Origin of the sequence: Paenibacillus sp. P13VS, assembly GCF_015143645.1 — a bacterium.
Classification (GTDB): Bacteria; Bacillota; Bacilli; order Paenibacillales; family Paenibacillaceae; genus Paenibacillus; species Paenibacillus xylanilyticus_A.
The window spans coordinates 234,898-256,924 of the sequence record NZ_WYEV01000003.1 but is presented as its reverse complement, the minus strand read 5'-3'; the positions used below and the strand labels follow the sequence as shown (position 1 = coordinate 256,924).

The following is a 22,027-nucleotide window of genomic DNA, read 5'->3' as shown; positions in this document are numbered from 1 at the left end:
TGAATTCTCTATTAATAAATGGTTCGTCCCCGCTCATCCTCAATGCCACTCTTGCGATAGAAGTACGTATTAATCATGTCCCGCCATTCCTTGGCATGCTCGGCCTGATTGTCCTGACGCTGAGCTACGGTTTCGAAAATTTCCGGGTCCACTTTACCTTCGAGCTTTCTCCAGGTTTCGGCTAAGGCTTGTGCCTGTTCCGCACCCTTGAAGTGTGTATCATAAATATGCTGAATGACAGTCTTGCCAGAATGCAGCACATGCGTATAAGGAACATGGTGGAAGAATAACAGCAGCTCATCCGGACAAGTTGTGACATTCTCGTATCGTTCCGCATTTTCCGGATGATATTGCGATGTATAACCTGTACCGCTCTGTACGGTCCGGTCTACTCCAATGCCCTTGCAATCTGCGAAGTGATACGTTCCCCATTTGGAATATTCATAACCGTCCACATTGGGGCCATAATGATGATCCGGATTAACCATCCAGCCTACTCCGAGCGGCGCCGTATAATTTTCATAGATGTCGAGAGAATCCAGAAGCATGCCAGAGATCAGACGAACAACCTCTTCGTCGTGCCCAAACGTGAGTCTAACCCATTCGTCCGCAATCTCTTCCGAAGACAGTTCAGGATTCCAGGCGAGTCTGCCATAACCGTACAAATTGGCCTGAGCAAGTGGATGTCCTGTCCAGCATGCATCTGCACCAATATTCGAAACAGCAGCAAAACCGCTGTGAGGTCTGTTGTACAGGGAACCATCCGCAATACGTTTAACTTCCGATCCTTGTCCCTTCGCATAAGTGTCGAAATCCAATACTTCTTTCCACTGTGGAATCAGGTAACACAAATGCCGCTGCTGACCTGTATATTCCTGTGTGATCTGAAATTCGAGTACCTGATTGGTCTTGTCCATTGCTCCGAACAAAGGAGATACGGCTTCCCTGACCTGAAAATCCATCGGACCATTTTTGATCTGCAAAATGACATTATCTGCAAACCGGCCATCCAAAGGCTTAAAGTGATCATAAGCAGCACGTGCACGGTCTGTGGATCGATCACGCCAGTCCTGCTTGCAGTTGTAGACGAAACAGCGCCAAATAACCAATCCACCAAATGGACGAAGTGCTTCGGCAAGCATGTTCGCCCCGTCTGCGTGATCCCGATTGTAAGTGAATGGACCTGGGCGATTTTCGGAATCCGCTTTGATCAGGTATCCGCCAAAGTCAGGGATGGCCGCATACACTTTGGCAGTCTGAATGTTCCACCATTCTCGTACTTGCTCATCCAGTGGATCTGCGGTAAGCAATCCGCCGATCTCCATTGGACTTGCATAGTTGGCGCTTAAGTATAGTCGAATACCATACGCTCTGAATGCAGAGGCCACACGAGCTACATCACTCAGAAAGCGTTCTGTCAGAAACAATGTTTCGCGCTGGTGCACGTTGACATTGTTAATGGAAATGGCATTAATACCAGTCGAAGCGAGCAATCGTGCATAATCCCGAATGCGTACGTTATCTTGCGTGAATTCTCCATTTTCATAAAAGATGGATTTACCGGCATATCCGCGTTCAATGCTTCCGTCCACGTTATCCCATTGATTAATCATCCGCAGCGCATTCCGTGGCTGCTCAATCACATGACTCCATTTATTCGGAGATGTATCCGCCTCACTTGAACTCCCCTGTGCCAGTACCAGCTCTCTGAGCAAATGGAATGTACCATACAGTACACCTTGAGGTGTCTCAGCACCAATGAAGAGTCTACCTAGCTCCTCGTCTTCACGGATGACGAAGCCTTCACCTTGAACAGCGGCACGTTCACTCTCGCTGAACGCCTCTGCAAGAAGTGAATTGCCTGCCCACGTACCAATCCAGATCCCTGGATCATGGGAAGCCTGTTTATCCGCAAGGTCGGTACCGGATAAGACTGTTGTTGGTTTCTCACCGAACAATCTCTCCAGTCCTTGTGTAAGCTCCTCCAGAGCTGTAGCAATGACTTCATGCTTCTCGATTGTATTTATACGTTTCACCCAAGCAGGAACAGTCTGACTTGCAGTGCCCTTACGACTGTATTCACCAGAGAGATATCCTAGCCACGCATCATACTGCGGGCCAGCCAAGTTTTGTTGAACGATTGAACGATTCATCGTACCGCCTCCTTGCTAGCATAGATCTGTTCCAAACGAGTACCTTTGCCTTCCAGCAGCCAAAGGATGGATGTTACTCCGCGTGGGTAATATTTGCTGCCTACGGCAACCCCCGACAGGATCTGGTCACTCCAGCACCAGTAAGACTCTTCGGGATGCAGCAGCCAATTCACATGCGCGGCATCGGATGCCTGCCCTGATTCATCCCATTCCATGCCCAGTATTTCTCTAGTGATAAACTGGGACAGATAGATTTTGCTTAACCACGAGTTATTGCTTGTCGAGGACAGCTTCCATCCCCCATCCTCGAATAGACAAGTACCTGGTACTAGAACGGTCTTCAAATGGGTTCGAAGTGCCTGTAGGTAAGAACCAAACCGGCCGTGAACATCCAGTGCACCTTCACAGCCTGTAAAGTAAGGGAATACCAGCCCCTCTATAGCCGGGATGATACGGGAATCATTATTCTCGGCAATAACAGCCGGGATGTAGCCTCCTTCCGTCAACTGGGCTGCAACACTCGCGGCACAGCGATCAGCCTGACGTCCGGCCTGAAGGGATAAATCCGAGAGTTTCTCCGCGGCAAACAGCTTTTCAAGAGCCACATATACAGCCCAGCATTTCCCTGCCAGATAAATATTGTTACGGGATTGACCGAGTGACACATCAAGGCTGTCATAAGTCGTAATTTCTGCTCCGCCCTTCGTGCGGCTGCTATCCAGTCCCATGAGTCCGTTACGCTGATCTTCATCCGGGTGATCCCGGTTAAGCATGCTTTCGAAGCAATCCTGAATTACAGGAAGCATCTGCTTCACAAATTCCTGATCCTTGGTTTGTTCAATGTAGACGGTTGCACAGCACAGCCAGTTCACAAGCTCTTCATGACTCATCTGGGAAAAGCAATCATCTATTCCTACTAACTCATAGGCAGAATGTCCTGGACGGGAGAACACATTCGCCACACCAATATCATGGGTGAAGGTCAAGCCGCCTGGATACAATTGATCTTCCCCGGGGAAGCGAACCTGATCAGTATAGCTGTAACGTTTCACAAACCACTCGAGCTCGTTGCGCACGGTCCAAGGGTTCAGGGCAAGTTCAAAATACAACTGATCTGCTGTGAGATCAAGGGTGTTCATCATCCGATACTCACCTTCATTGACAATCCAGAACGGTTCTCCATCTGCATCCAGCAGCTGCGTGCTTGCATAATAACTATGAATGGAATGGGCGAGCATAAATGCCTGATCATCCGACAGAGAGCTGGTATCCAGACGCTGTTCAGCTTCCTCGCAAGATGCTGTCAATGTGTCGAAACGATCCAGGGCATACTGCCCAGCTTCCTGGATATCCGCGAAATATCGGGTATACCAATACGTCGTATCCAAACCGGAAGTGACGATGCCACCGCGGTAAAAACAAACGGCGAACTGATATGTACGTTTCTCTCCAGCAGGGACTTCCATTAGCAATGCCGCAGTGCGACCTAATCCAAAAGCCAAATTTTCCACATGTTTTTCCTGCAGGATTTTATCTAATGTGAACCCAAGTGCAGGGTACAGTCCATCATCTGAGGACATAATCGCTGTAAGCCTTCCTTGTCCGACACCTGTGAGCTTTCCGCCCTCGGGTCCACCGATCATGCGCATTGCCGAATACGGATCATTACCCTGATATCCGAAATAGGCTTTACGTGACTGCTGTCCTTGCGTGTTATCAATCGTCATCTCCACGAGAACCGCTGGAACCAGAGCATCCTTTAATTGTTCAAGATCCCCATGCTTCGGTTCAGGTACAGGACGAACGGGTGAATAGATCCGGAAAGTCAGATCTCCTGCTGTCCAGGTGTCTGTACCGGACTTGAAATCACGTGTAATTTCTTCATCACGAAATGCTGCAATGAGCGGACGCTTCGATCGGGTTGAGGTATGTGGCTGGGATTGTACCTGTGATTCGCCTCCCTCTTCTATTCCGTTTTCTATATTGTCCAGCTTCTCAACATCGTAGCGAACACTCTCATCCTCGGTCGCTTCAAAAAAAGGTAGTGCCTCATAATGTTCACCTTCACGAGATTGTAATCCTATATATATATTTTGGTCTGCAGGTTTTCCCAGCTCCAGGCCGAGTCCGCCCTTGGCACCTTTGTATCCAAGTGTAAAACTTGCAAAAGCCCCGATCGGTGAGTGGTGGGCGTTATAAAAGATCGATTTGGATGTGCTCATGAACGATGACCCCTCTCAATATGGTTTGCATGCGTTTTCATAGCCTCATCCTAACATGCTCATTCCACCCTAGACCATGGACAAATCAATCGGATATTTACCCAAATCAAGCTGGTCGTATATAATAGAATAAAGCGATTACATTTATTTGCGAACATGCCAGCCTTGTAAGCTGACTGCCCATTTAATTCGTTTCTATTATAAAGGAGGTCTCCGATGTCTTCTACTTATTTGCCTCCCGCTCTGGGTGAAAGTGTACATGAGGTTTTCTACCCGGATGTCCAGACCACCGTCAATCTCTTTGCCATTCATCTGCGGAGTGTTGGTGGGGACTGGAATTATCCGGCACATGAACACCCCCAGTACGAGCTGAACTATGTGACAGAAGGTGTACAGCTCATGTCGGTGAACGGACAAATGTACACACAAAAGGCTGGCGAGCTGCTCCTCATTCCTCCAGGAAGCGTTCATTCCAGCCAGAGCCAGGACGGTCAGGGATTTACCTATTTCTGCATGCACTTTGATATCGATGATCAGTTGTTCCTCTCCTTGCTTGCCCGAATCAAGCAGACCCTCTTCCATGCAGACAATCCGGTTACATTGAAAATTGAGCCGGTTTTGAGCAAATTAATGAATTCTGCAAATGAAGAATCGAGCCCGAATACAATGGTTCAGCGCATGCAGCTGCAATCCGCTGTATTTGAATTATTCGGGCACTTGTGGGAAGCCGTCTCTCAGGAGGCAGCGCATCTGTTCTCCGAAGGCTATGAACGGATTGAGCTTGCTCATCAGATCCGGAATCGACTGCAAGGGCTGGTAAACCAGCAGTTCAAGCAAGGCAATGAAACCGACAGCCACTATGGAATTGATGACATTGCTGCTGAACTGGGGATAAGCTCCTCTCATTGTAACCGTGTGTTCAAGCAGGTATTTGGTCAGTCTCCGCGCGTGGCGCTCTCCGAGATGGTTTTGCACGAAGCGAAGGTTCTGCTTGGTAATCCGAAACTGTCCGTTCAAAGTATCGCAGCAATGCTCGGTTACAAGGATATCGCTCACTTTAGCCGTCAATTCAAGCGTTGGTCAGGCATGTCACCGTCTCGATTCCGACAGGAACAGGCTGCTGTACAGTGAGTTTGTCGGAATGTAGAGCAAAATAGATGAGTATGAAATCCCTGTGCTGATTCAGCATTGCTTATTTCAACAAACGCTTAATTGTCTTCAGCTTGCCATTGTAAGGCGGGTACAAAATGGACAAATTCAGTTTGGTGCTCTTTTTGAGCACGCTTTTCATATGTGAGAAGGTTTCGAGGCTGTACCGCCCATGATAAGAGCCAATACCTGAATGTCCGACACCACCAAATGGCAGCCGTGGATTGGCTACGTGAGTGATCGTATCATTAATACAGCCGCCTCCGAAAGAAACCTCGCTGAGCACCTTATCCTGAAGCTGTGTGTCTGATGTAAACAGATAGAGAGCCAGCGGCTTCGGACGTTTCAAGATCCCATCCATGGCTTCATCAATGCTGTGATAACTGATTATGGGCAATATCGGTCCGAAGATCTCATCTTCCATGGTGGCTGCGTCCCAGGACTCGGCGTCAATCAGTGTTGGTGCAATGTAGCGATCCGTTTCATCCGAATGACCGCCATAGATCACTTTGTTCTGGTCCCGTTCGATAAGTTTCGTTAATCTTCTGAAATGAGCCTGATTAACGATGCGCCCATAATCGGGATTATGCTGAATGTCTGTACCGAAGAAGGACTCCACAGCTGCTTTCATCTCCGAGATCAGCTGCTCCTTCACTCGTTCATGCACAAGCAAATAATCCGGAGCGATACAGGTCTGTCCCGTATTGAGCAGTTTACCCCATATAATGCGTTCAGCAGCAACTTTAATATCTGCTTTCTCGTCCACAATGACAGGACTTTTCCCTCCAAGCTCCAGGGTAACAGGAACGAGGTTTTTGGCAGCGGCCTCCATGACGATTTTACCTACCGGTACACTGCCCGTAAAAAAGATGTAGTCAAACGGAGCATTAATCAGTGCTGTAGTTGTGTCCTTGGCGCCTTCCACGACTTGTACATAACCCGGCTCGAATACCGAGGCGATTATTTCACGAACAACGGCCGAAACCGCAGGTGTGTTTTCAGAGGCTTTGAGCACCGCGGTATTTCCAGCGGCAATCGCACCAACCAGAGGTTCTATGAGGAGCTGAAACGGATAGTTGAAAGGCCCGATAATCAGCACGGATCCATATGGCTCAGGGATAATGTAACTTTTGGAGCCGACCAGGGCCATCTGCGTTTTTACTTTAACGGGTTTGACCCATTTTTTCACTTTTCGTATGGTGTGTTTGATGCTGTCCATCATAAAACCAATTTCAGTCGTATAGGATTCAAACTCACTTTTACCCAAGTCTTGATGCAGCGCTTCGGTGAGTTTGGATTCATATTTCTGAATAGCCTGCTTCAGCTGGGTTAAACGCTCAATTCTAGTCTCCGCTGAACGCGTAGCCCCGGAACGAAAAAACTGGTGCTGCTGCTCCAAAATCAGCTTAACCGCATGATGATCTAATTCCTGCAAGGTGTTCATATCTATGTCTCCTCTACTTGTATTGATGAAACGTTTAAACAAACGAACGTATGAACGGAAAACTACGCCCTTCATCGTTGAGATTCATCGCTTGTCTATAGACACTCTTTCTCAAGCGCAGCAACCAGTTCTTTCAACAGTTCAACGGATGGTTTCAGGGAAGCAGAATAATAGCGCTGGGTGCCCTTCTGTTCCACCGAAATAAGCCCTTTCTCAAGCAGTAACTTGAGATGGTGTGAGATGGCTGGCCTGGACAGACTGGATTGTTCAGTAATCTCGTTCACGGTCATCTGACCGCGCTCGGTTAGGATTAACAAAATATTTTGACGGTGGTTATCGCTTAATACCTGAAATAATGGAATGCAGGACTGAAAAATACTTATCGCTTGCTGACCCATGTGTTCACCTCAATCTGCTCAATCATGTATACATTCATATGCATTGGTTTAAATGTTTAAACCTATCGACTTCTATTTTATATCTACTTCAGAGAAAACTCAATTATTCACTCCATATTTCAATTGAATTGCAATAAAAGCGCTTCCATACTACCATACAAGTATGGTAGTATGTCATTGAAGGAGTTGAAGTTGTGGAATATATCCCAAAGCTTTCGTCCATAGCCGGTTTGTCGTCTTCCCTAAACGGTCTGTCATCCAAGAGTAAGCAAGCCCCCTCTACTCGGGATGTCGTCTATGCTACATTGAAGCAATTGATTCTAAGTTTAAAATTGCCTCCCGGCACGGCTATCTCCGAGAAGGAAATATCGCTGGAGTTTCAGGTAAGTCGTACTCCTGTTCGTGAGAGTTTTGTAAGACTGGCACAGGAAGGGTTGCTTGAAGTGTATCCTCAGCGCGGTACGTATGTTTCTCTTATACAGGTAGACCTCGTTGAAGAAGCACGCTTCATGCGTGAGCAGCTGGAACGGGCCGTGATCCGGCTTGCATGTGAGCATTTTCCGGATCAGGAGATGAATTTATTGGAGCAAAACCTTGCTCAGCAGCAAGCTTGTTTACTGCAACCGGACGATGAACGAATGTTTCAACTGGACGAGGAATTCCATAGCACCCTTTTTGCAGGCTGCAACAAAAGCAAAACATGGACCGTGATCCAACAGATGAATGTACACCTCAATCGAAGCCGGATGCTTCGTTTGTCTTCGGATCATCAGTGGGATCATCTGATTCAGCAGCACCGGTCCATGGTGGAGGCCATTCAGCAGCATGATGCCCAGACGGCAGAACGAATTATGCAGGAACATCTTCACCTGACCGTCACAGATCTGGCCATCCTTCAGGATACATATCCTTCCTATTTTCAACAATGACAAGTCTGGCTTTTACTAATTACACATGATGAGGTGAACGTGATGAAGATGGTTTTTCGCTGGTTTGGCGAAGGCAACGATACGGTGACGCTGGATCATATTCGGCAGATTCCGGGAGTGGAGGGCATTGTGTGGGCACTGCATGATGTTCCGGCAGGCGAAGAATGGCCCATGGACAAAATTTTGGCTGTCAAAGCCGCTGCCGATCGGGCAGGATTGCATTTGGATGTGGTGGAAAGTGTCAATATTCATGAAGATATCAAGCTGGGCCTACCCACTCGGGACAAATACATCGAAAATTACAAAAAAACGATGGAAAAACTCGCCCAGGTTGGCGTAAAAGTAATCTGTTACAACTTTATGCCCATCTTCGACTGGCTGCGTACGGATCTTCACAAGGAGATGGAAGACGGATCCACTGCCCTCTTCTATGAAAGCAGCAAGCTCGCAGATATTGAACCACTGGAACTTGTTCGGCGCATAATCGAAAATTCCGCATTAACAATGCCAGGCTGGGAACCGGAACGATTGCAGTACCTGACTGGCCTGTTCGAGGCTTATAAGGATGTGACCGAGGAAGATATGTGGGAGCATGCCCGATATTTTCTACAGGAGATCATTCCTACGGCTGAGCGGCTTGGCATTCGAATGGCCATCCACCCGGATGACCCGCCTTGGCCTATTTTCGGTTTACCCAAGATCATTATCAGCCAGGATAATCTGCGTAGATATCTGAACCTTTATGATAGCCCTTACAACTCTGTAACCCTGTGCAGCGGATCTCTTGGAGCTAATCCGGATAACGATATTATTGGTATGATTCATGAATTCCGCGACCGAATTCCGTTTGCCCATATTCGTAATGTCAAAGTCTATGAGAACGGTGATTTCATAGAGACTTCACATCGCAGCCAGGACGGGAACGTGGATATTGCAGGTGTAGTTGAAGCTTACCATGACATTGGATTTGAAGGTTATGCAAGACCGGACCACGGGCGTCACCTGTGGGGTGAACAATGCAGACCTGGATATGGTCTGTACGATCGTGCTCTAGGCATCATGTATCTCTGGGGTGTCTGGGATTCGCTACAAAGGAGGGCAAAAGCATGAGCGACTATGTATTTGAAACATCTTCCCGTCTGGAAGGCAAAATCGCGGTAATTACAGGTGGTGCCGGCGTCCTCTGCCGATCCATGGCCGAAGAACTTGCTCGTCACGGTGCCCGTGTGGCCATTCTCAATCGTACGGTATCCAAAGGTGAAGAAGTTGTTGCAGCAATTGAAGCTGCTGGCGGAACCGCCATTGCCGTTGCTTGTGACGTAACCCAAGTGGACAGTGTGAAGGCCGCGGCGGCAACGGTACAGGAAAAGCTGGGTCCATGTGATATCCTGATTAATGGCGCGGGCGGTAATCACGCCAGTGCCAATACGACAAATGAAATTTTCAAATTGGGAGATCTCGAGCAGCCTGATGTCACCACGTTCTTTGACGTTAGTGTGGATGGGTTTCGTCAGGTCATGGATCTGAATTTTGTGGGTTCCCTTATTCCTACCCAGATTTTTGCAAGACAAATGATTGATCGTGATGTGCCTGCAACCGTCATTAATATCTCGTCGATGAGTGCACCTTCGCCGATGACCAAAGTGCCAGCGTACAGTGCAGCCAAGGCTGCAATTAACAATTTTACGCAATGGCTGGCCGTCCATCTAGCCGAATCGGGAATCCGGGTTAATGCCATTGCCCCAGGATTTTTCCTTACGGAACAAAATCGGAATTTGCTGCTTCATCCAGATGGCTCTCCTACTGAACGTTCCAGCAAAATCATTGCCCATACGCCCATGCGCCGGTTTGGGAAGCCTGAAGACCTGCTGGGCACGCTAATGTGGCTTGCGGATGAGAAGCAGTCTGCCTTCGTCACCGGAACGGTGATCCCCGTTGACGGGGGATTTATGGCTTATGCAGGCGTATAATAGTCCGATCTCTACTTATATATAGGCTATCTTAATAGTAAAGAGCTAAAAATAATTATTAACATGTAATAACGACCCGCTATCAGGAGTGTGTATCCTGGTTTCGGGTTTTTTCATTTTCCGAATAAGATCATCCAGCCGAGGAAAAGCTTGTACTAGTCAACAATAACCATTGGCTTGAAGTACGCCAAGTGTAGGAAGGTGATACATACATGATGGAAGAAACATGGGTTGTGGCTGTACGCTCCATAATTGCTTTTTTGACCCTGATCATCTATACAAGAGTGCTCGGCAAACAGCAAATGGGTAACCTTACGTATTTCGATTATATCAATGGTATTACCATTGGTTCCATTGCTGGAACCTTCGCTACTGATTTGTCTTCGAAAGCATGGATTCATTTCGTCGCGCTCACCATTTTCACAATCATTACGATTATCTTCCAGTACATAACACTTAAAAATCGAACGATCTCCAAGCTGATGGATTCTGATCCTACCGTTGTCGTACAGAACGGTAAAATCCTTGAACAGAACCTGCATAAAATGCGAGTAAAATTCGATGAATTGACCATGATGCTGCGTCAAAAAGACGTATTTGACATCACGACACTGGATTACGCAATTCTTGAACCGGACGGCAGCCTCTCCGTCGTTTTGAAACCCGAGAATCAGCCAGTTACAGCCAAAGACATGCATATGCATCCTCCAAAAAGCAAACTGATGACCGAGCTCATTATTGATGGTGTCTTGATCAAGCAAAACCTGAAAGAGAGAAACAAGGACTTGAATTGGCTAACTGAACAGTTAAAAAAGAAAAACATTACGATCCAGGACATTGCTTTTGCGGCAATCTTGCCTAACGACAAATTGTATATCGATCTTTTCGAAGACCAATTCTCAGAAAAAACGGATATGGGTGATTATAAGGGACCCTTCTAATTTTCTTTTACTATCTGCATGGAGGCGGTTGAATGAAAACACGTTTCTGGTTGCTGTATGTACTGCCCATATTTTTGCTTGTCCTGTTTGTAGCCATCATGGCCACAGGCTCATTTCTCAAAAAACCATTTGGTACACAGGATCGCTTGCTCGAATCCGTACAAACCTTGGAAAAGCAAGTGGAGAAAAAACAGTGGACTGAAGCCAAGTCTCAAATTGAATATGCAATGCAAGCCTGGGACCGGGTCGTCAATCGTATTCAGTTTAGTGTGGAACGTGAGACCATTTACGACATTCTGGGTACTCTTGCACGAATTAGGGGTGGCGTTGCCGCTGAAGATGATCAGGCGATTATGGAGGAGATTTATTATTTCTACGTCCTATGGGAGAATCTCGGAGATTAGGGGTACCATATCACAAATGATGAAGAAAGGCACCTCCTTTATACCAAAAGGAAGTGCCTTTTCTAAATGCATCTAAGCGTTGCGCGAACGTACACTACGTGAACGTGAACTGCGAGATGTACCTTCTTTGCGGAAAAACAGACTCAGCGCCCCCTTTGCACACCACAGGGCAAACAAGGCAAAGAGTGTTCCCCAGAACAGGGCTGGCAGGAATGTCTGTTGAGCCAGATTTGCTGCATCCCCTGCCCGTGAAGGCTGTGTCCAGGACATGAAACCGACGTACATGGCACTAACCACAGACTCTTCCAGGGTCAAGAAAGCGAGCAACAGATAGTAGTACTTCACGATTTTAACGCCGAAGATCATAATTACGACATTCAGAGCAATGAAACCTGTAAGCCATAACATGCCGAATTCTCCTCGTACATATAACAAAAGGGAAACCAGCGCTACAGCAGTCATGATACCTAGCCCCCACAACTGCAGCCCTTTGCGGTATAGATAGAATAACAACCATGCAAAAAGGGAGGCCGTGACATACCCTGCCAATGACACCAAAATGGATCTGCCTGGTGTTAACATGGATGAGTATGTGACACCGCTGTGATCGGCGTATAATTCGATTCGTAATACTTTCCCGGATAACAGCAAGGTCATTAAAGCATGACCGAATTCATGAATCATCGTGTCCAGATTTCGAAACAACGAAGAAAACGGAATAAAACGTGTTAGAAAAACTGAAGCCACCAAAAACAATATGGTTTTGAGCCATTTATTCAATTCCGTGTTCCCTCCCCATCACCGACTAACATGCCTATCGTTATACTACGTATCAACCCTCTTCTCGTTTCTCATGGAGAAGTAGGCTGCACAATATTCCATCCACCAGCAGAAGCTGCGATTATGCCCAATGAAGAAAGAAGACAAATCATAACGTCCCTTCTCGATCTCAAGCGTAACAAGCAGACGATTCCGCATATGCTTCAGTGCATATTGGACGAATTGATCGGCGGTTTCACTTTGCACTAGTGTAACATAGGCATATAACGAATGGTCTATCGGTTCATCTAGCGGACTTACTCCGGCACATGAAAACTCGGTCCCAACACCGGCTTGCTGAAGTGAGGATAAGGCTTCAAGCAGCTCCGCATCTATTTCTACACCGTTCCACAACACCGTTCTCTTCGCAGACACGGTATATTTATCACGTTCCGTCCAGTGCAGCAGCTCCTGCTTGCGTCTTCTCCACAGATGAGGCGGCTGCTGACTTAGCAATAATTCATGTTCTTCACTTAGACCCATAAGCTTCTCCTCCTACCCCCATTAGTCCTCCGATAGCATCTTACACAACGAAAAGAGCACATCGCTGTGCTCTCTGCGTGGCAAAAGGCAAAGGAATGGCACGGCCATTCCTCAGCATGTTGTACCATTGTACCTTTTTCGATGACTGGTATCAAATGGGTTTTAATTTATTCATTCAGAGCCAGTTTGAGTGCCTCCAAATTCTGCTCCATTACACCAATGTAGTCCAGACCTGCAGCAATTTCCTCTTCGGTTAATCCTTCAATGGGATTCAATACGGCTGTTTTGGCACCCACTTCACTGGCGATGGTCTCGGATACTTTGGAAGATACCAGTGTTTCGAAGAAAATCGTTTTGACCTGATGTTCCTTGGCAAAATCGATTACAGAGGCCATCTGTGCTGCAGATGGCTCTTGCTCGGGAGACAACCCGGCGATAGGTACTTGCTGCAGACCATATTGCTGTGCAAGATAGCCGAAAGCTGCATGCTGTGTAATAAAATCTTTTCGTTTGCTGTCGGTTACAGCCGCTTTAAATTCTTGGTCAAGTGTCTCCAGCTTGGCGATGTACGCATCTGCATTTTGCTTGAATTGTTCGGCATGTTCCGGTGCAGCTTGTGCCAGTCCGGCTTCGATGTTCCGCACTTCCTGAACAGCCAGAACAGGTGATAACCAAACGTGCGGATCAAGCCCGCCATGATCATGTGAATGCCCTTCTTCTGTGCCGGCATCATGTTTATGGTCATGTTCTTCTGTCGTTGCATCATCTGCATGTTCATGGTCATGCTCTTCTGCAGCAGCTTCTTCCCCATGCTCGTGATCATGGTCATGCTCGTCTATCGTTGCTTCATCTGTATGATCATGATTGTGTTCATCTGCACTAGAATCCCCATGATGATGACCATCTTCTATGCCTTCAAGCAGATCAATGCCTTGGCTTGCTTCAACTTGTACAAGCTTGTCATTACTCAGACTATCCTTAACCTGATCAATCCATGATTCCATGCCAGCACCATTATAGACAAGGACATCTGCTGTCTCGATGCTTGCTATATCCTGAGGTGTTGGCTCCCAGTCATGAGGCTCCGTACCAGCAGGAACGAGTGTATGTACATCAGCCAGATCTCCTGCTACATTTTTGGTGAACTCATACATCGGATAAAAGCTAACCTGTACGTTCAATTTTTTCTCAGTTGCTGCAGGAGTACTCGTTGAAGCTGCATCCGAATCAGATGCGGTTTTGGTTTGTCCGCAACCTGCTGCAATAAGTGTGAGACTGAACAACAGTCCCATTGCTGATTTTTTACTGAATTTCATGTGGTGTATTCTCCCTTGATTGAATTAATATCCTTGCACGCTGCTGTTTTACTTCCTTGCGGTGCCGTTTACGATTGTATAGTTGAATCAGCTTTTGTGCTGATATTCCGGTCAATAGAAAGGCCAGCAAAATGAGTGCGATCGTCCCGCCTGGCGGTGTATTCCAATGGTAAGATGTCGTCAATCCGCCAAAAATGCCGATTAACCCGGTAATGACGGCAATGGCCAATGCAGCAGCGAAGCTGCGAGAGATTCGAAGTGCCAGCGCAGCGGGCAGCACAATCAATGCGGATACAAGCAGTACGCCAACGATCGGCATGGCCGAAGCAACCGTCAGACCAGTCAATACGGCGAAGGCAAACGATAAACCTTTGACCTGAACGCCTCCAATAGAGGCTGTCTCTTCGTCAAATGTCAAATTATATAAAGGTCTTCGTAGTACGATGAAAAAAACCAACCCAATGACGCACACAGCTGCCATCATCCCTAACTGAACATTGCTGACTGCAACGATGGAACCGAACAGATAGGAACTGAAGGTTTTGGACAAGTTAGTTTTCAAACTCATAAGCACCACAGCCAGTGCCAGGCCTGAGGTCATAATAATCGCAACAGGCACCTCGCTATACGTACGATAGCTTCTCCGTAATTGTTCGACCAGTAACGCACCAATGACAGCGATCGCAAACCCGCAGATTACCGGGTTGAGATTCATGACCGAACCAAGGGCCACTCCCGCCAGAGAAACATGGGACAGCGTATCGGCCATCAGCACCTGCCTCCGAAGCATCAGGTAGACACCAAGAATCGGAGCAATAATGCCAATCAGTCCGCCTGCCCAAAAGGCTCGCTGCATGAATTCGTACTCAAACACTGCCATTCCTCACTTTCTTGACGCTCCAGGGTGATCGTCCGGTCCAATCGGTTGCCCATCTCTTCAAGGCCATGTGTCACCATAATAATGGTCAATCCATGGACATCTGCATAGTGTCGCATCAGATCATAGAAGCCTTCCCGACTGCAGCGGTCCATACCCGTTGTCGGTTCATCCAGCACAAGCACTTGGGGCTGTCCGGCCAGAGCTCTGGCGATACAGATGCGCTGCTTCTGTCCACCTGAAAGGGCGCCTACCCGTGTATTCCGATATTCCCACATGCCGACTTCCCGAAGACTGCGTTCGACTACGGCTTCCTGTTCGGGTGAGAATTTTCGGAATAAACCAAGCTTGCGGTAACATCCGGATCGCACCAGTTCAATGACTGTACTGGGGAACCCGCTGTTGAATGATGCCACCTGCTGGGGCACATACCCGATCTCCAGTTTGTTGCCACGGTTATTCTGAATATTCATATGTACCGTGCCGCTCCAGGGCTGTAACAGCCCCAGCAGCAATTTCAGCATGGTTGTCTTCGCCGAACCATTGGGTCCGGTAATGCCTACAAACTCGCCCACATGAATATCCAGCGATAATTGATCAATGACGGGTTCTTTCCCATATCCAAAAACCACGTCGCGCATGGAAGATAGAATCATGCCAGGTCCTCTTTTCGTAAGTATTACGATTTAAAAACGACAAAAAAATTTATCTCGTTTCCCGGTGAATCGTCATTTTCTTCAATCGTGGTGAATATTTTTTCATTTCAAGACGCTCCGGATGGTTACGTTTGTTCTTCGTCGTGGTATAGTTGCGATCCCCGCACTCTGTACAAGCTAAAGTTACAATGACTCTCATGGTGTGACCTCCTTCGTTTAATCGTAATCATTACTGTTTAATGATACTATCCCATCCTTTTTCTTTTGTCAACCCCATGATGGAAACGGATCTTTCAGTTCACGCCAGTTAAGCTGCATCTCTTCTTCGGTAAGTAAAGTATCGTCCAATGTTCGCTCAATCTCTGCCCGGTCCATATCAATTCCGATAAACACCAATTTTGTTACCCGGTCTCCCCACGTATCATCCCAATCCGGAATGGCTGGTAACGTATCTCCAAAATGCATCTGCCGTTCCTCTTCGCTCATCGAACCCACCCATAAGCCAGCTGGTCCAAGCTGCTTGGAGGTCCCTGCATGACTGAAGGAAATAGCCATATGGTTCCGTGTAGCCAGCCACATCAATCCCTTGGATCTGACAATACTCTCCGGCCACTTCGCAATCCAGCGCAGCAATCGTTCCGGATGAAACGGACGTTTACGATGATATACAAACGAGTGAATGCCATACTCTTCCGTTTCCGGGGTGTGTTCTTCCTTCATTAATTCGCGGATCCAGCCTGCAGACTGACTGGCTTTTTCAAAATCAAACCGTCCCGTGTTCAATATCTCCTTCGGATCAATCTGCCCGTGAGACGTTCGAATCAGCTTGGCTTCGGGTTGCATCGCATGCAGCGCCTTTTCCAGCTTCAGCAATTCCTCCTCAGAGACGAGATCACACTTGTTGAGTATCAGCACATCGCAGAATTCAACCTGATCGGTCAATAGATGTACGATTCCCCGGACATCGCCCTCTCCAGCCTCCTGACCCCGATCCATTAATGTTTCCTTTGAATAAAAGTCCCGCCAGAACTGCGCCGCATCCACAACGGTTACCATGGTGTCGAGCCTGGTGAATTTCGTTAAATCAATTCCAAGTTCTTCATCGATATAGGTAAATGTCTGTGCAACGGGAACAGGTTCTCCAATACCCGTCGATTCAATCAGAATATAGTCAAAAGAACCGTCCAGAGCGAGACGTTCCACTTCTTTCAGGAGATCTTCCCGAAGCGTGCAGCAGATACAGCCATTGGACATTTCCACAAGCTTCTCGTCAATACGTGATAATCCGCCTCCATCTCGAATTAACCCAGCATCGATATTTACTTCGCTCAGGTCGTTTACGATTACGGCGACTCTCATTCCATCCCGATTATGCAACACATGATTCAATAAGGTTGTTTTGCCTGCGCCCAGATATCCGCTTAATACGGTTACGGGTACCCGGGGCTTCTCTTGTTTTTCAGACATGTCTATTCCTCCACTCCACGGTTCTTTGATAAAAAGGAAGAACCAATATGTTTTTTGATTGTTAATCGTAATTATTACGATTAACAATCAACACTATACTTGAGATGACTTTCGCTTGTCAACTTCTCGATTTAACACTGGCGAATAAATCGTAAAATTTATGATTAAAAGACCAATCTGCGTATGTTGCTTAAGGTACAAGCATATAGATTACTAAAAGTCCGGTTGTGGAGGTCTGTTGTATGAAGCTTGCAGCCAATATGAAGCTCCTGTCCATCCTGGTTCCCTGCGCCTTTCTTGTTCCCGTGCTCATCACGATGTCTTCTGATCAAAAACAGGCGTGGAACAGCGAAGCTTTGCAAAATGTGAAAACCGTATTCATCGGCATTTTCCTCGAGGCTGCTCCTTTTCTACTCATCGGTGTACTGCTCTCTTCACTCATGCAGTGGTTCGTGTCGGAAGAAATGGTTCGCAAGCTTACACCAAAGAACCCCGTTGGTGGAGTTTTAGTGGCTGGTTTACTCGGCATCATATTTCCGATCTGTGAATGTGGCATGATACCGGTTGTTCGCCGTTTGATGCATAAAGGCATGCCTGCTTACATTGCAGTTACTTTTATTCTTAGCGGCCCAGTAGTCAATCCGATCGTGTTTACAGCAACACTGCTCGCTTTTCCATCTCATCCCGAAATCACGATTGCCCGCATGGCACTGGCTTTTGCCGTCGCAGCTTCGATTGGCTTGCTGGTCTATTTGTTTGTACGGCAGAATCCTCTGCGCAGAGCCAAGGCTGCCGTGACAGAGGTCAAGACTCACTCCGCATTCAAAATGGCACACCCACATAAGCACGACGACCACGACCATAACCATGAGAAAAACTGGCGCAGCTTCTTTATCCATGCCGGAGATGAATTTGTGGATATGAGCAAGTATTTGGTCATTGGTGCATTGATTACTGCCTGCATTCAGACGTTTATTAGTCGAAATGACTTGATTGCACTGGGGAACGGACCGGTTGCCTCCTATGTGTTTATGATGGGATTTGCTTATGTATTGTCTCTTTGTTCGACTTCCGATGCATTTGTAGCCTCTGCATTCTCGCATACCTTCGCTCTCGGTCCACTCATTTCATTTCTGGTTCTGGGCCCAATGCTCGATTTCAAAAGCACACTGATGCTTCTGTCCACGTTCCGCACAAGGTTTGTCATTGGGTTAAGCATAGCCATTATTGTTCTCGTCTTCGCTGGATCATGGCTGATTAACCTTCTGGTATAGCGTATATGCTCCTACCATTGAGAATTGAAAAGAGGTGAGTAGATGATTCAGCCTGCATCCTTTCACATCCACAGTCACACTTCAAGGCGGCACTCCATCCAGTGGCATTCATTAATCCGTGCGGTATGGATTGGTGGTCTTGCCGTGTACATCTTCCATTTGAAGGAGAATGATTCTTTACATTATTATCTGGCACCTACGATGCAGCGTTTGCTGTTATGCTGTCCCATACCACTCCTGTTCATCGCGGTCATTATGGCTTGGCATGGACTGTTCGGTCATGGACAGATCCATTGCGATTGTGAACATCCACCTCCGTCTGGAGTGATTCGAAGCTTGGTGACCTACGGCTTAATCATGTTTCCTCTACTGCTCGGATTTTTGCTGCCGGATCAAGCACTCGGCAGTTCCATGGCTAGTCAGAAAGGCATGTCGCTGTCTTACGCGCCTCCCGAAATCCGGCGCAAAGAACCGGCACCAGAGGAAGCTACGAGCTTGAATATTCAAGATTTTGCCCATAACCAATCATCTACTGCAGCTGGGTCAGCGAGTAAAGTCCAATTCATTCCTCCTGATGAATACAGCCGTGAATTTGCTGAGCTAGCGGAAAAATTGTATGCAGAACCGGTCATCAAGGTTTATCCTGAGATTTTTTCGGAAACGCTTGGCACTATTGACATGTTTCAACGACAATTTGCTGGCAAGCCAATCTCCCTTACTGGCTTTGTCTATCGGGATGAAAGTATGGATCATGAATCACACTTTGCGCTTGGGCGGTTCCTCGTCATGTGCTGTCCAGCAGATGCAGCGCCATTTGGCGTAATGATCCACATCCCTGAAGCCGACAGCTTCCCTACCGACAGCTGGGTACAGATTGATGGCAGCATTGGATCAGCTCAGGTGAATGGCAAAGATACCATTGAGATTCGAGCAGCGAAGATTACTGCTGTTTCCGAGCCATCCACGCCTTATATTTATACCAATGCCGATTCCGTAATGGCCTATGATAAACTCCAAGGGAAATAAAAAATCTAGTTTAAACCTAAGTAAAGGCCCAGACCAAGTCTCAGATTCATTGAACGAGAAAAAACCCGAAGCCAGGAATCCACGGCTTCGGGTTTTTCAATTCGAGTCCAAAAACGTATTGTACTCGGGGATCTGATTGATTATTCAGTTACAATATCATGAACGAGCACTGGAGCATCCGCGTGATCAGCGATGGTAATGTTCTCTTTGATCTTCGCGATCACGTCTGCCACATCCTCACGATTGGCATGGATGGTTACCAACGATTCACCAGCTTTGACCTTGTCGCCAACTTTTTTGTTCAGCATCAAGCCAACAGCAAGATCAATCTCGGATTCTTTGGTAGCACGCCCTGCGCCAAGCAGCATCGCAGCAGTACCAATCTCGTCCGCTACGATTCCAGCGACATAACCGTCCTGATCAGCTTCAACTTCGATCAGATATTTCGCCTGTGGCAAACGATCCGGATGGTCGACGACAGACGCATCGCCACCTTGGTTGGACAGGAAATGCTTGAATTTCTCCAGTGCCTTCCCGTTCTGGATTACTTCTTTCAATTTCTCTTCCGCTTGTTCCAAGGAGTCTGCTTTGCCAGCAAGGAACACCATTTGACGTCCAAGTGCCAGACACAGTTCTTCCAGATCTTTTGGTCCTTTGCCCTGCAGCGTCAGAATTGCTTCTTTCACTTCAAGCGCGTTACCGATCGCAAAGCCCAGTGGTTGAGACATGTCGGAGATAACTGCCATCGTTTTGCGCCCTACATTGTTACCGATGCTGACCATGGCATGTGCCAGTTCTTTTGCATCTTCCGTCGTTTTCATGAATGCACCCGCACCCGTTTTTACATCCAGTACGATGGCATCAGCACCTGCAGCAATTTTCTTACTCATGATGGAGCTGGCAATGAGCGGAATGGAGTTAACTGTTGCGGTTACGTCACGGAGTGCATAGAGCTTCTTGTCAGCTGGGGTAAGGTTACCACTCTGACCGATAACCGCTACCTTATGTTCATTTACGAGTCTAATAAATTCTTCCTTCTCCAGCTCAACGTGGAAACCGGCAACGGACTCCAGTTTGTCTGTCGTTCCGCCGGTGTGACCCAGACCGCGTCCGGACATTTTTGCTACAGGAACATCCAGAGCAGCAACGAGCGGTGCCAACACCAATGTTGTTGTATCACCAACGCCTCCGGTGGAGTGTTTGTCTACTTTGATGCCTTCGATGGCAGATAGATCAATCGTTTCACCCGAATTAACCATCGACATCGTTAGATCCGCGCGTTCCTTGTCCGTCATATCCTTGAAGAAAACGGCCATCGCCCAAGCGCTGACTTGATAGTCCGGAATTTCTCCTTGGGTATAACCTTGAACAACAAAATCAATTTCAGCTGTTGTCAGTTCTTTTCCGTCACGTTTTTTGGCAATAATGTCTACCATTCTCATGATGATCTCTCCTCGTGTAAGTGATTGTATGGAACACTTGTGCAAAGTCCGTTTCGGCCCCGGATCATTCTTCCGATCGCTGTTGTCTCCAAGTTTCTTTGATTCAATTTTAAATGGAGAAACTCGGAGACAAAGGCGAACGCTTCGCTTCTTCAGAATTGATCCGTTTCCTTCACTACGTGCTAATGACAAAGTTTCAATTCAAATCAATTGCTTGATTAATAGTAAAACTTAAAGTGTGATTGCTGTTTCCAGTGCAACGACCATCATGTCGTTGAATGTTTTTTGACGCTCTTCTGCAGAGGTTTCTTCGCCAGTTAGCAAGTGATCGCTTACTGTCAGAATCGTCAATGCATTTACGCCAAACTTCGCTGCAATTGTATAGAGTGCTGTCGTTTCCATTTCCACGCCCAATACGCCGTGCTGCATCAATTTTTCGGTAACCGAGCGGTCGTCACGGTAGAACGAATCGGAACTGAATACGTTACCCACATGGATTTTCATTCCTTTTGCTGTCGCGCGGTCATACGCTTCTTTCAGCAAGGAGAACGTTGCGATTGGGGAGAAATCATACCCGCCAAACACAAGCTTGTTCATGCTGGAGTCTGTACAGGACGCTTGAGCCAAAACGACGTCACGAACACGCACGTGCTCCTGCATACCTCCACATGTTCCCACGCGAATGAGGTTTTTGACACCATATTCGCTAATCAACTCATTGGCATAGATGGCGAACGAGGGAATCCCCATGCCTGAACCCTGCACCGAAATGCGTTTTCCTTGATATGTACCGGTAAAGCCCAGCATTCCGCGAACTTCGTTATAACAAACGACATCTTCCAAATACGTATCCGCGATATATTTAGCCCGCAATGGATCTCCTGGCAAAAGAATTGTTTCTGCGATATCTCCGGGTTTGGCTCCAATATGTGTACTCATGGTTAAATCTCCTCCAGTTTATCCATTAATATAGTCATGCCAGATCCCGGGCAGCCGAAGCTGCTCCGGTGCTCTGCATAGCTTTTGTTTACAATTACATTATTCATCTGGTTTTAGC

At 47.2% G+C, this 22,027-nt stretch carries 21 protein-coding genes; 8 read left to right on the top strand and 13 right to left on the bottom strand.

Going from position 1 to position 22,027, the window contains the following annotated elements; genetic code table 11:
- Positions 1 to 11: 11 nt before the first annotated feature.
- Entirely contained in the window at positions 12 to 2,153 is a 2,142-nt protein-coding gene (locus tag GUA98_RS06205; RefSeq protein ID WP_193722404.1) for an alpha-glucuronidase family glycosyl hydrolase, read from the bottom strand.
- Positions 2,150 to 4,375: a glycoside hydrolase family 52 protein gene (locus tag GUA98_RS06200; RefSeq protein WP_193722403.1), complete on the bottom strand. Its 2,226-nt coding sequence runs from the start codon at positions 4,373 to 4,375 to the stop codon at positions 2,150 to 2,152. Before GUA98_RS06200 ends, GUA98_RS06205 begins: the two co-directional genes overlap by 4 nt.
- Positions 4,376 to 4,591: 216 nt before the next feature.
- On the opposite strand from GUA98_RS06200, the gene GUA98_RS06195 reads away from it, so the two are divergent.
- Positions 4,592 to 5,506 carry an AraC family transcriptional regulator gene (locus GUA98_RS06195; RefSeq protein ID WP_193722402.1) on the top strand — a complete coding sequence of 305 codons (915 nt, stop codon included), beginning with the start codon at positions 4,592 to 4,594 and terminating at the stop codon, positions 5,504 to 5,506.
- Between the two features lie 61 nt (positions 5,507 to 5,567).
- Here the strand turns inward: GUA98_RS06195 and GUA98_RS06190 are convergent, their stop codons facing one another.
- Together GUA98_RS06190 and GUA98_RS06185 are read right to left on the bottom strand one after the other, a co-directional pair.
- Complete coding sequence (locus tag GUA98_RS06190) at positions 5,568 to 6,968, bottom strand: aldehyde dehydrogenase (protein ID WP_193722401.1); 1,401 nt, start codon at positions 6,966 to 6,968, stop codon at positions 5,568 to 5,570.
- A gap of 95 nt (positions 6,969 to 7,063) precedes the next feature.
- A complete protein-coding gene (locus GUA98_RS06185) occupies positions 7,064 to 7,366 on the bottom strand; it encodes an ArsR/SmtB family transcription factor (RefSeq protein WP_095287060.1) in 303 nt (100 codons plus the stop codon).
- 251 nt (positions 7,367 to 7,617) lie between these two features.
- On the opposite strand from GUA98_RS06185, the gene GUA98_RS06180 reads away from it, so the two are divergent.
- From GUA98_RS06180 to GUA98_RS06160, 5 genes are all read left to right on the top strand, one after another.
- The gene (locus tag GUA98_RS06180) at positions 7,618 to 8,295 is read left to right on the top strand and encodes a GntR family transcriptional regulator (protein ID WP_227779519.1); all 678 of its coding nucleotides are present in this window, start codon (positions 7,618 to 7,620) and stop codon (positions 8,293 to 8,295) included.
- A gap of 42 nt (positions 8,296 to 8,337) precedes the next feature.
- Positions 8,338 to 9,405: a mannonate dehydratase gene (gene uxuA, locus GUA98_RS06175; RefSeq protein ID WP_193722399.1), complete on the top strand. Its 1,068-nt coding sequence runs from the start codon at positions 8,338 to 8,340 to the stop codon at positions 9,403 to 9,405.
- Positions 9,402 to 10,265 (top strand): SDR family oxidoreductase, encoded by an 864-nt coding sequence (locus GUA98_RS06170; RefSeq protein ID WP_193722398.1) that lies wholly within the window; start codon positions 9,402 to 9,404, stop codon positions 10,263 to 10,265. Before uxuA ends, GUA98_RS06170 begins: the two co-directional genes overlap by 4 nt.
- A 212-nt stretch (positions 10,266 to 10,477) precedes the next feature.
- Positions 10,478 to 11,206, top strand: a complete 729-nt coding sequence (locus GUA98_RS06165; RefSeq protein WP_153978560.1) for a DUF421 domain-containing protein — start codon at positions 10,478 to 10,480, stop codon at positions 11,204 to 11,206.
- Positions 11,207 to 11,238: 32 nt separating this feature from the next.
- Positions 11,239 to 11,610 carry a DUF4363 family protein gene (locus GUA98_RS06160; protein WP_153978559.1) on the top strand — a complete coding sequence of 124 codons (372 nt, stop codon included), beginning with the start codon at positions 11,239 to 11,241 and terminating at the stop codon, positions 11,608 to 11,610.
- Positions 11,611 to 11,682: 72 nt separating this feature from the next.
- Here GUA98_RS06160 and GUA98_RS06155 read toward each other — a convergent pair whose 3' ends face one another.
- The 7 genes from GUA98_RS06155 to GUA98_RS06125 form a co-directional block, all read right to left on the bottom strand.
- The gene (locus GUA98_RS06155) at positions 11,683 to 12,390 is read right to left on the bottom strand and encodes a M50 family metallopeptidase (protein WP_193722397.1); all 708 of its coding nucleotides are present in this window, start codon (positions 12,388 to 12,390) and stop codon (positions 11,683 to 11,685) included.
- Between the two features lie 45 nt (positions 12,391 to 12,435).
- Positions 12,436 to 12,912, bottom strand: a complete 477-nt coding sequence (locus GUA98_RS06150) for a hypothetical protein (RefSeq protein ID WP_193722396.1) — start codon at positions 12,910 to 12,912, stop codon at positions 12,436 to 12,438.
- Between the two features lie 167 nt (positions 12,913 to 13,079).
- Positions 13,080 to 14,228, bottom strand: a complete 1,149-nt coding sequence (locus GUA98_RS06145; protein ID WP_193722395.1) for a metal ABC transporter substrate-binding protein — start codon at positions 14,226 to 14,228, stop codon at positions 13,080 to 13,082.
- Positions 14,215 to 15,108, bottom strand: coding sequence for a metal ABC transporter permease (locus GUA98_RS06140; RefSeq protein WP_193722394.1), 894 nt, complete (start codon positions 15,106 to 15,108; stop codon positions 14,215 to 14,217). The genes GUA98_RS06145 and GUA98_RS06140 overlap by 14 nt, the downstream gene beginning before the upstream one ends.
- The gene (locus GUA98_RS06135) at positions 15,054 to 15,761 is read right to left on the bottom strand and encodes a metal ABC transporter ATP-binding protein (RefSeq protein ID WP_193722393.1); all 708 of its coding nucleotides are present in this window, start codon (positions 15,759 to 15,761) and stop codon (positions 15,054 to 15,056) included. Before GUA98_RS06135 ends, GUA98_RS06140 begins: the two co-directional genes overlap by 55 nt.
- A gap of 49 nt (positions 15,762 to 15,810) precedes the next feature.
- The gene (gene rpmG, locus GUA98_RS06130; RefSeq protein WP_036613813.1) at positions 15,811 to 15,960 is read right to left on the bottom strand and encodes a 50S ribosomal protein L33; all 150 of its coding nucleotides are present in this window, start codon (positions 15,958 to 15,960) and stop codon (positions 15,811 to 15,813) included.
- Between the two features lie 68 nt (positions 15,961 to 16,028).
- A complete protein-coding gene (locus tag GUA98_RS06125) occupies positions 16,029 to 17,228 on the bottom strand; it encodes a GTP-binding protein (RefSeq protein ID WP_193722392.1) in 1,200 nt (399 codons plus the stop codon).
- Between the two features lie 242 nt (positions 17,229 to 17,470).
- Between GUA98_RS06125 and GUA98_RS06120 the strand changes: the two genes are divergently transcribed.
- Together GUA98_RS06120 and GUA98_RS06115 are read left to right on the top strand one after the other, a co-directional pair.
- Positions 17,471 to 18,502: a permease gene (locus GUA98_RS06120; RefSeq protein ID WP_193722391.1), complete on the top strand. Its 1,032-nt coding sequence runs from the start codon at positions 17,471 to 17,473 to the stop codon at positions 18,500 to 18,502.
- A 42-nt stretch (positions 18,503 to 18,544) separates the two neighbouring features.
- A complete protein-coding gene (locus GUA98_RS06115; protein WP_153978550.1) occupies positions 18,545 to 19,528 on the top strand; it encodes a TIGR03943 family putative permease subunit in 984 nt (327 codons plus the stop codon).
- A 140-nt stretch (positions 19,529 to 19,668) separates the two neighbouring features.
- Here GUA98_RS06115 and GUA98_RS06110 read toward each other — a convergent pair whose 3' ends face one another.
- Together GUA98_RS06110 and deoD are read right to left on the bottom strand one after the other, a co-directional pair.
- Complete coding sequence (locus GUA98_RS06110) at positions 19,669 to 20,970, bottom strand: pyrimidine-nucleoside phosphorylase (protein WP_153978549.1); 1,302 nt, start codon at positions 20,968 to 20,970, stop codon at positions 19,669 to 19,671.
- A gap of 231 nt (positions 20,971 to 21,201) precedes the next feature.
- Positions 21,202 to 21,909: a purine-nucleoside phosphorylase gene (gene deoD, locus GUA98_RS06105; protein ID WP_153978548.1), complete on the bottom strand. Its 708-nt coding sequence runs from the start codon at positions 21,907 to 21,909 to the stop codon at positions 21,202 to 21,204.
- Positions 21,910 to 22,027: the final 118 nt, after the last annotated feature.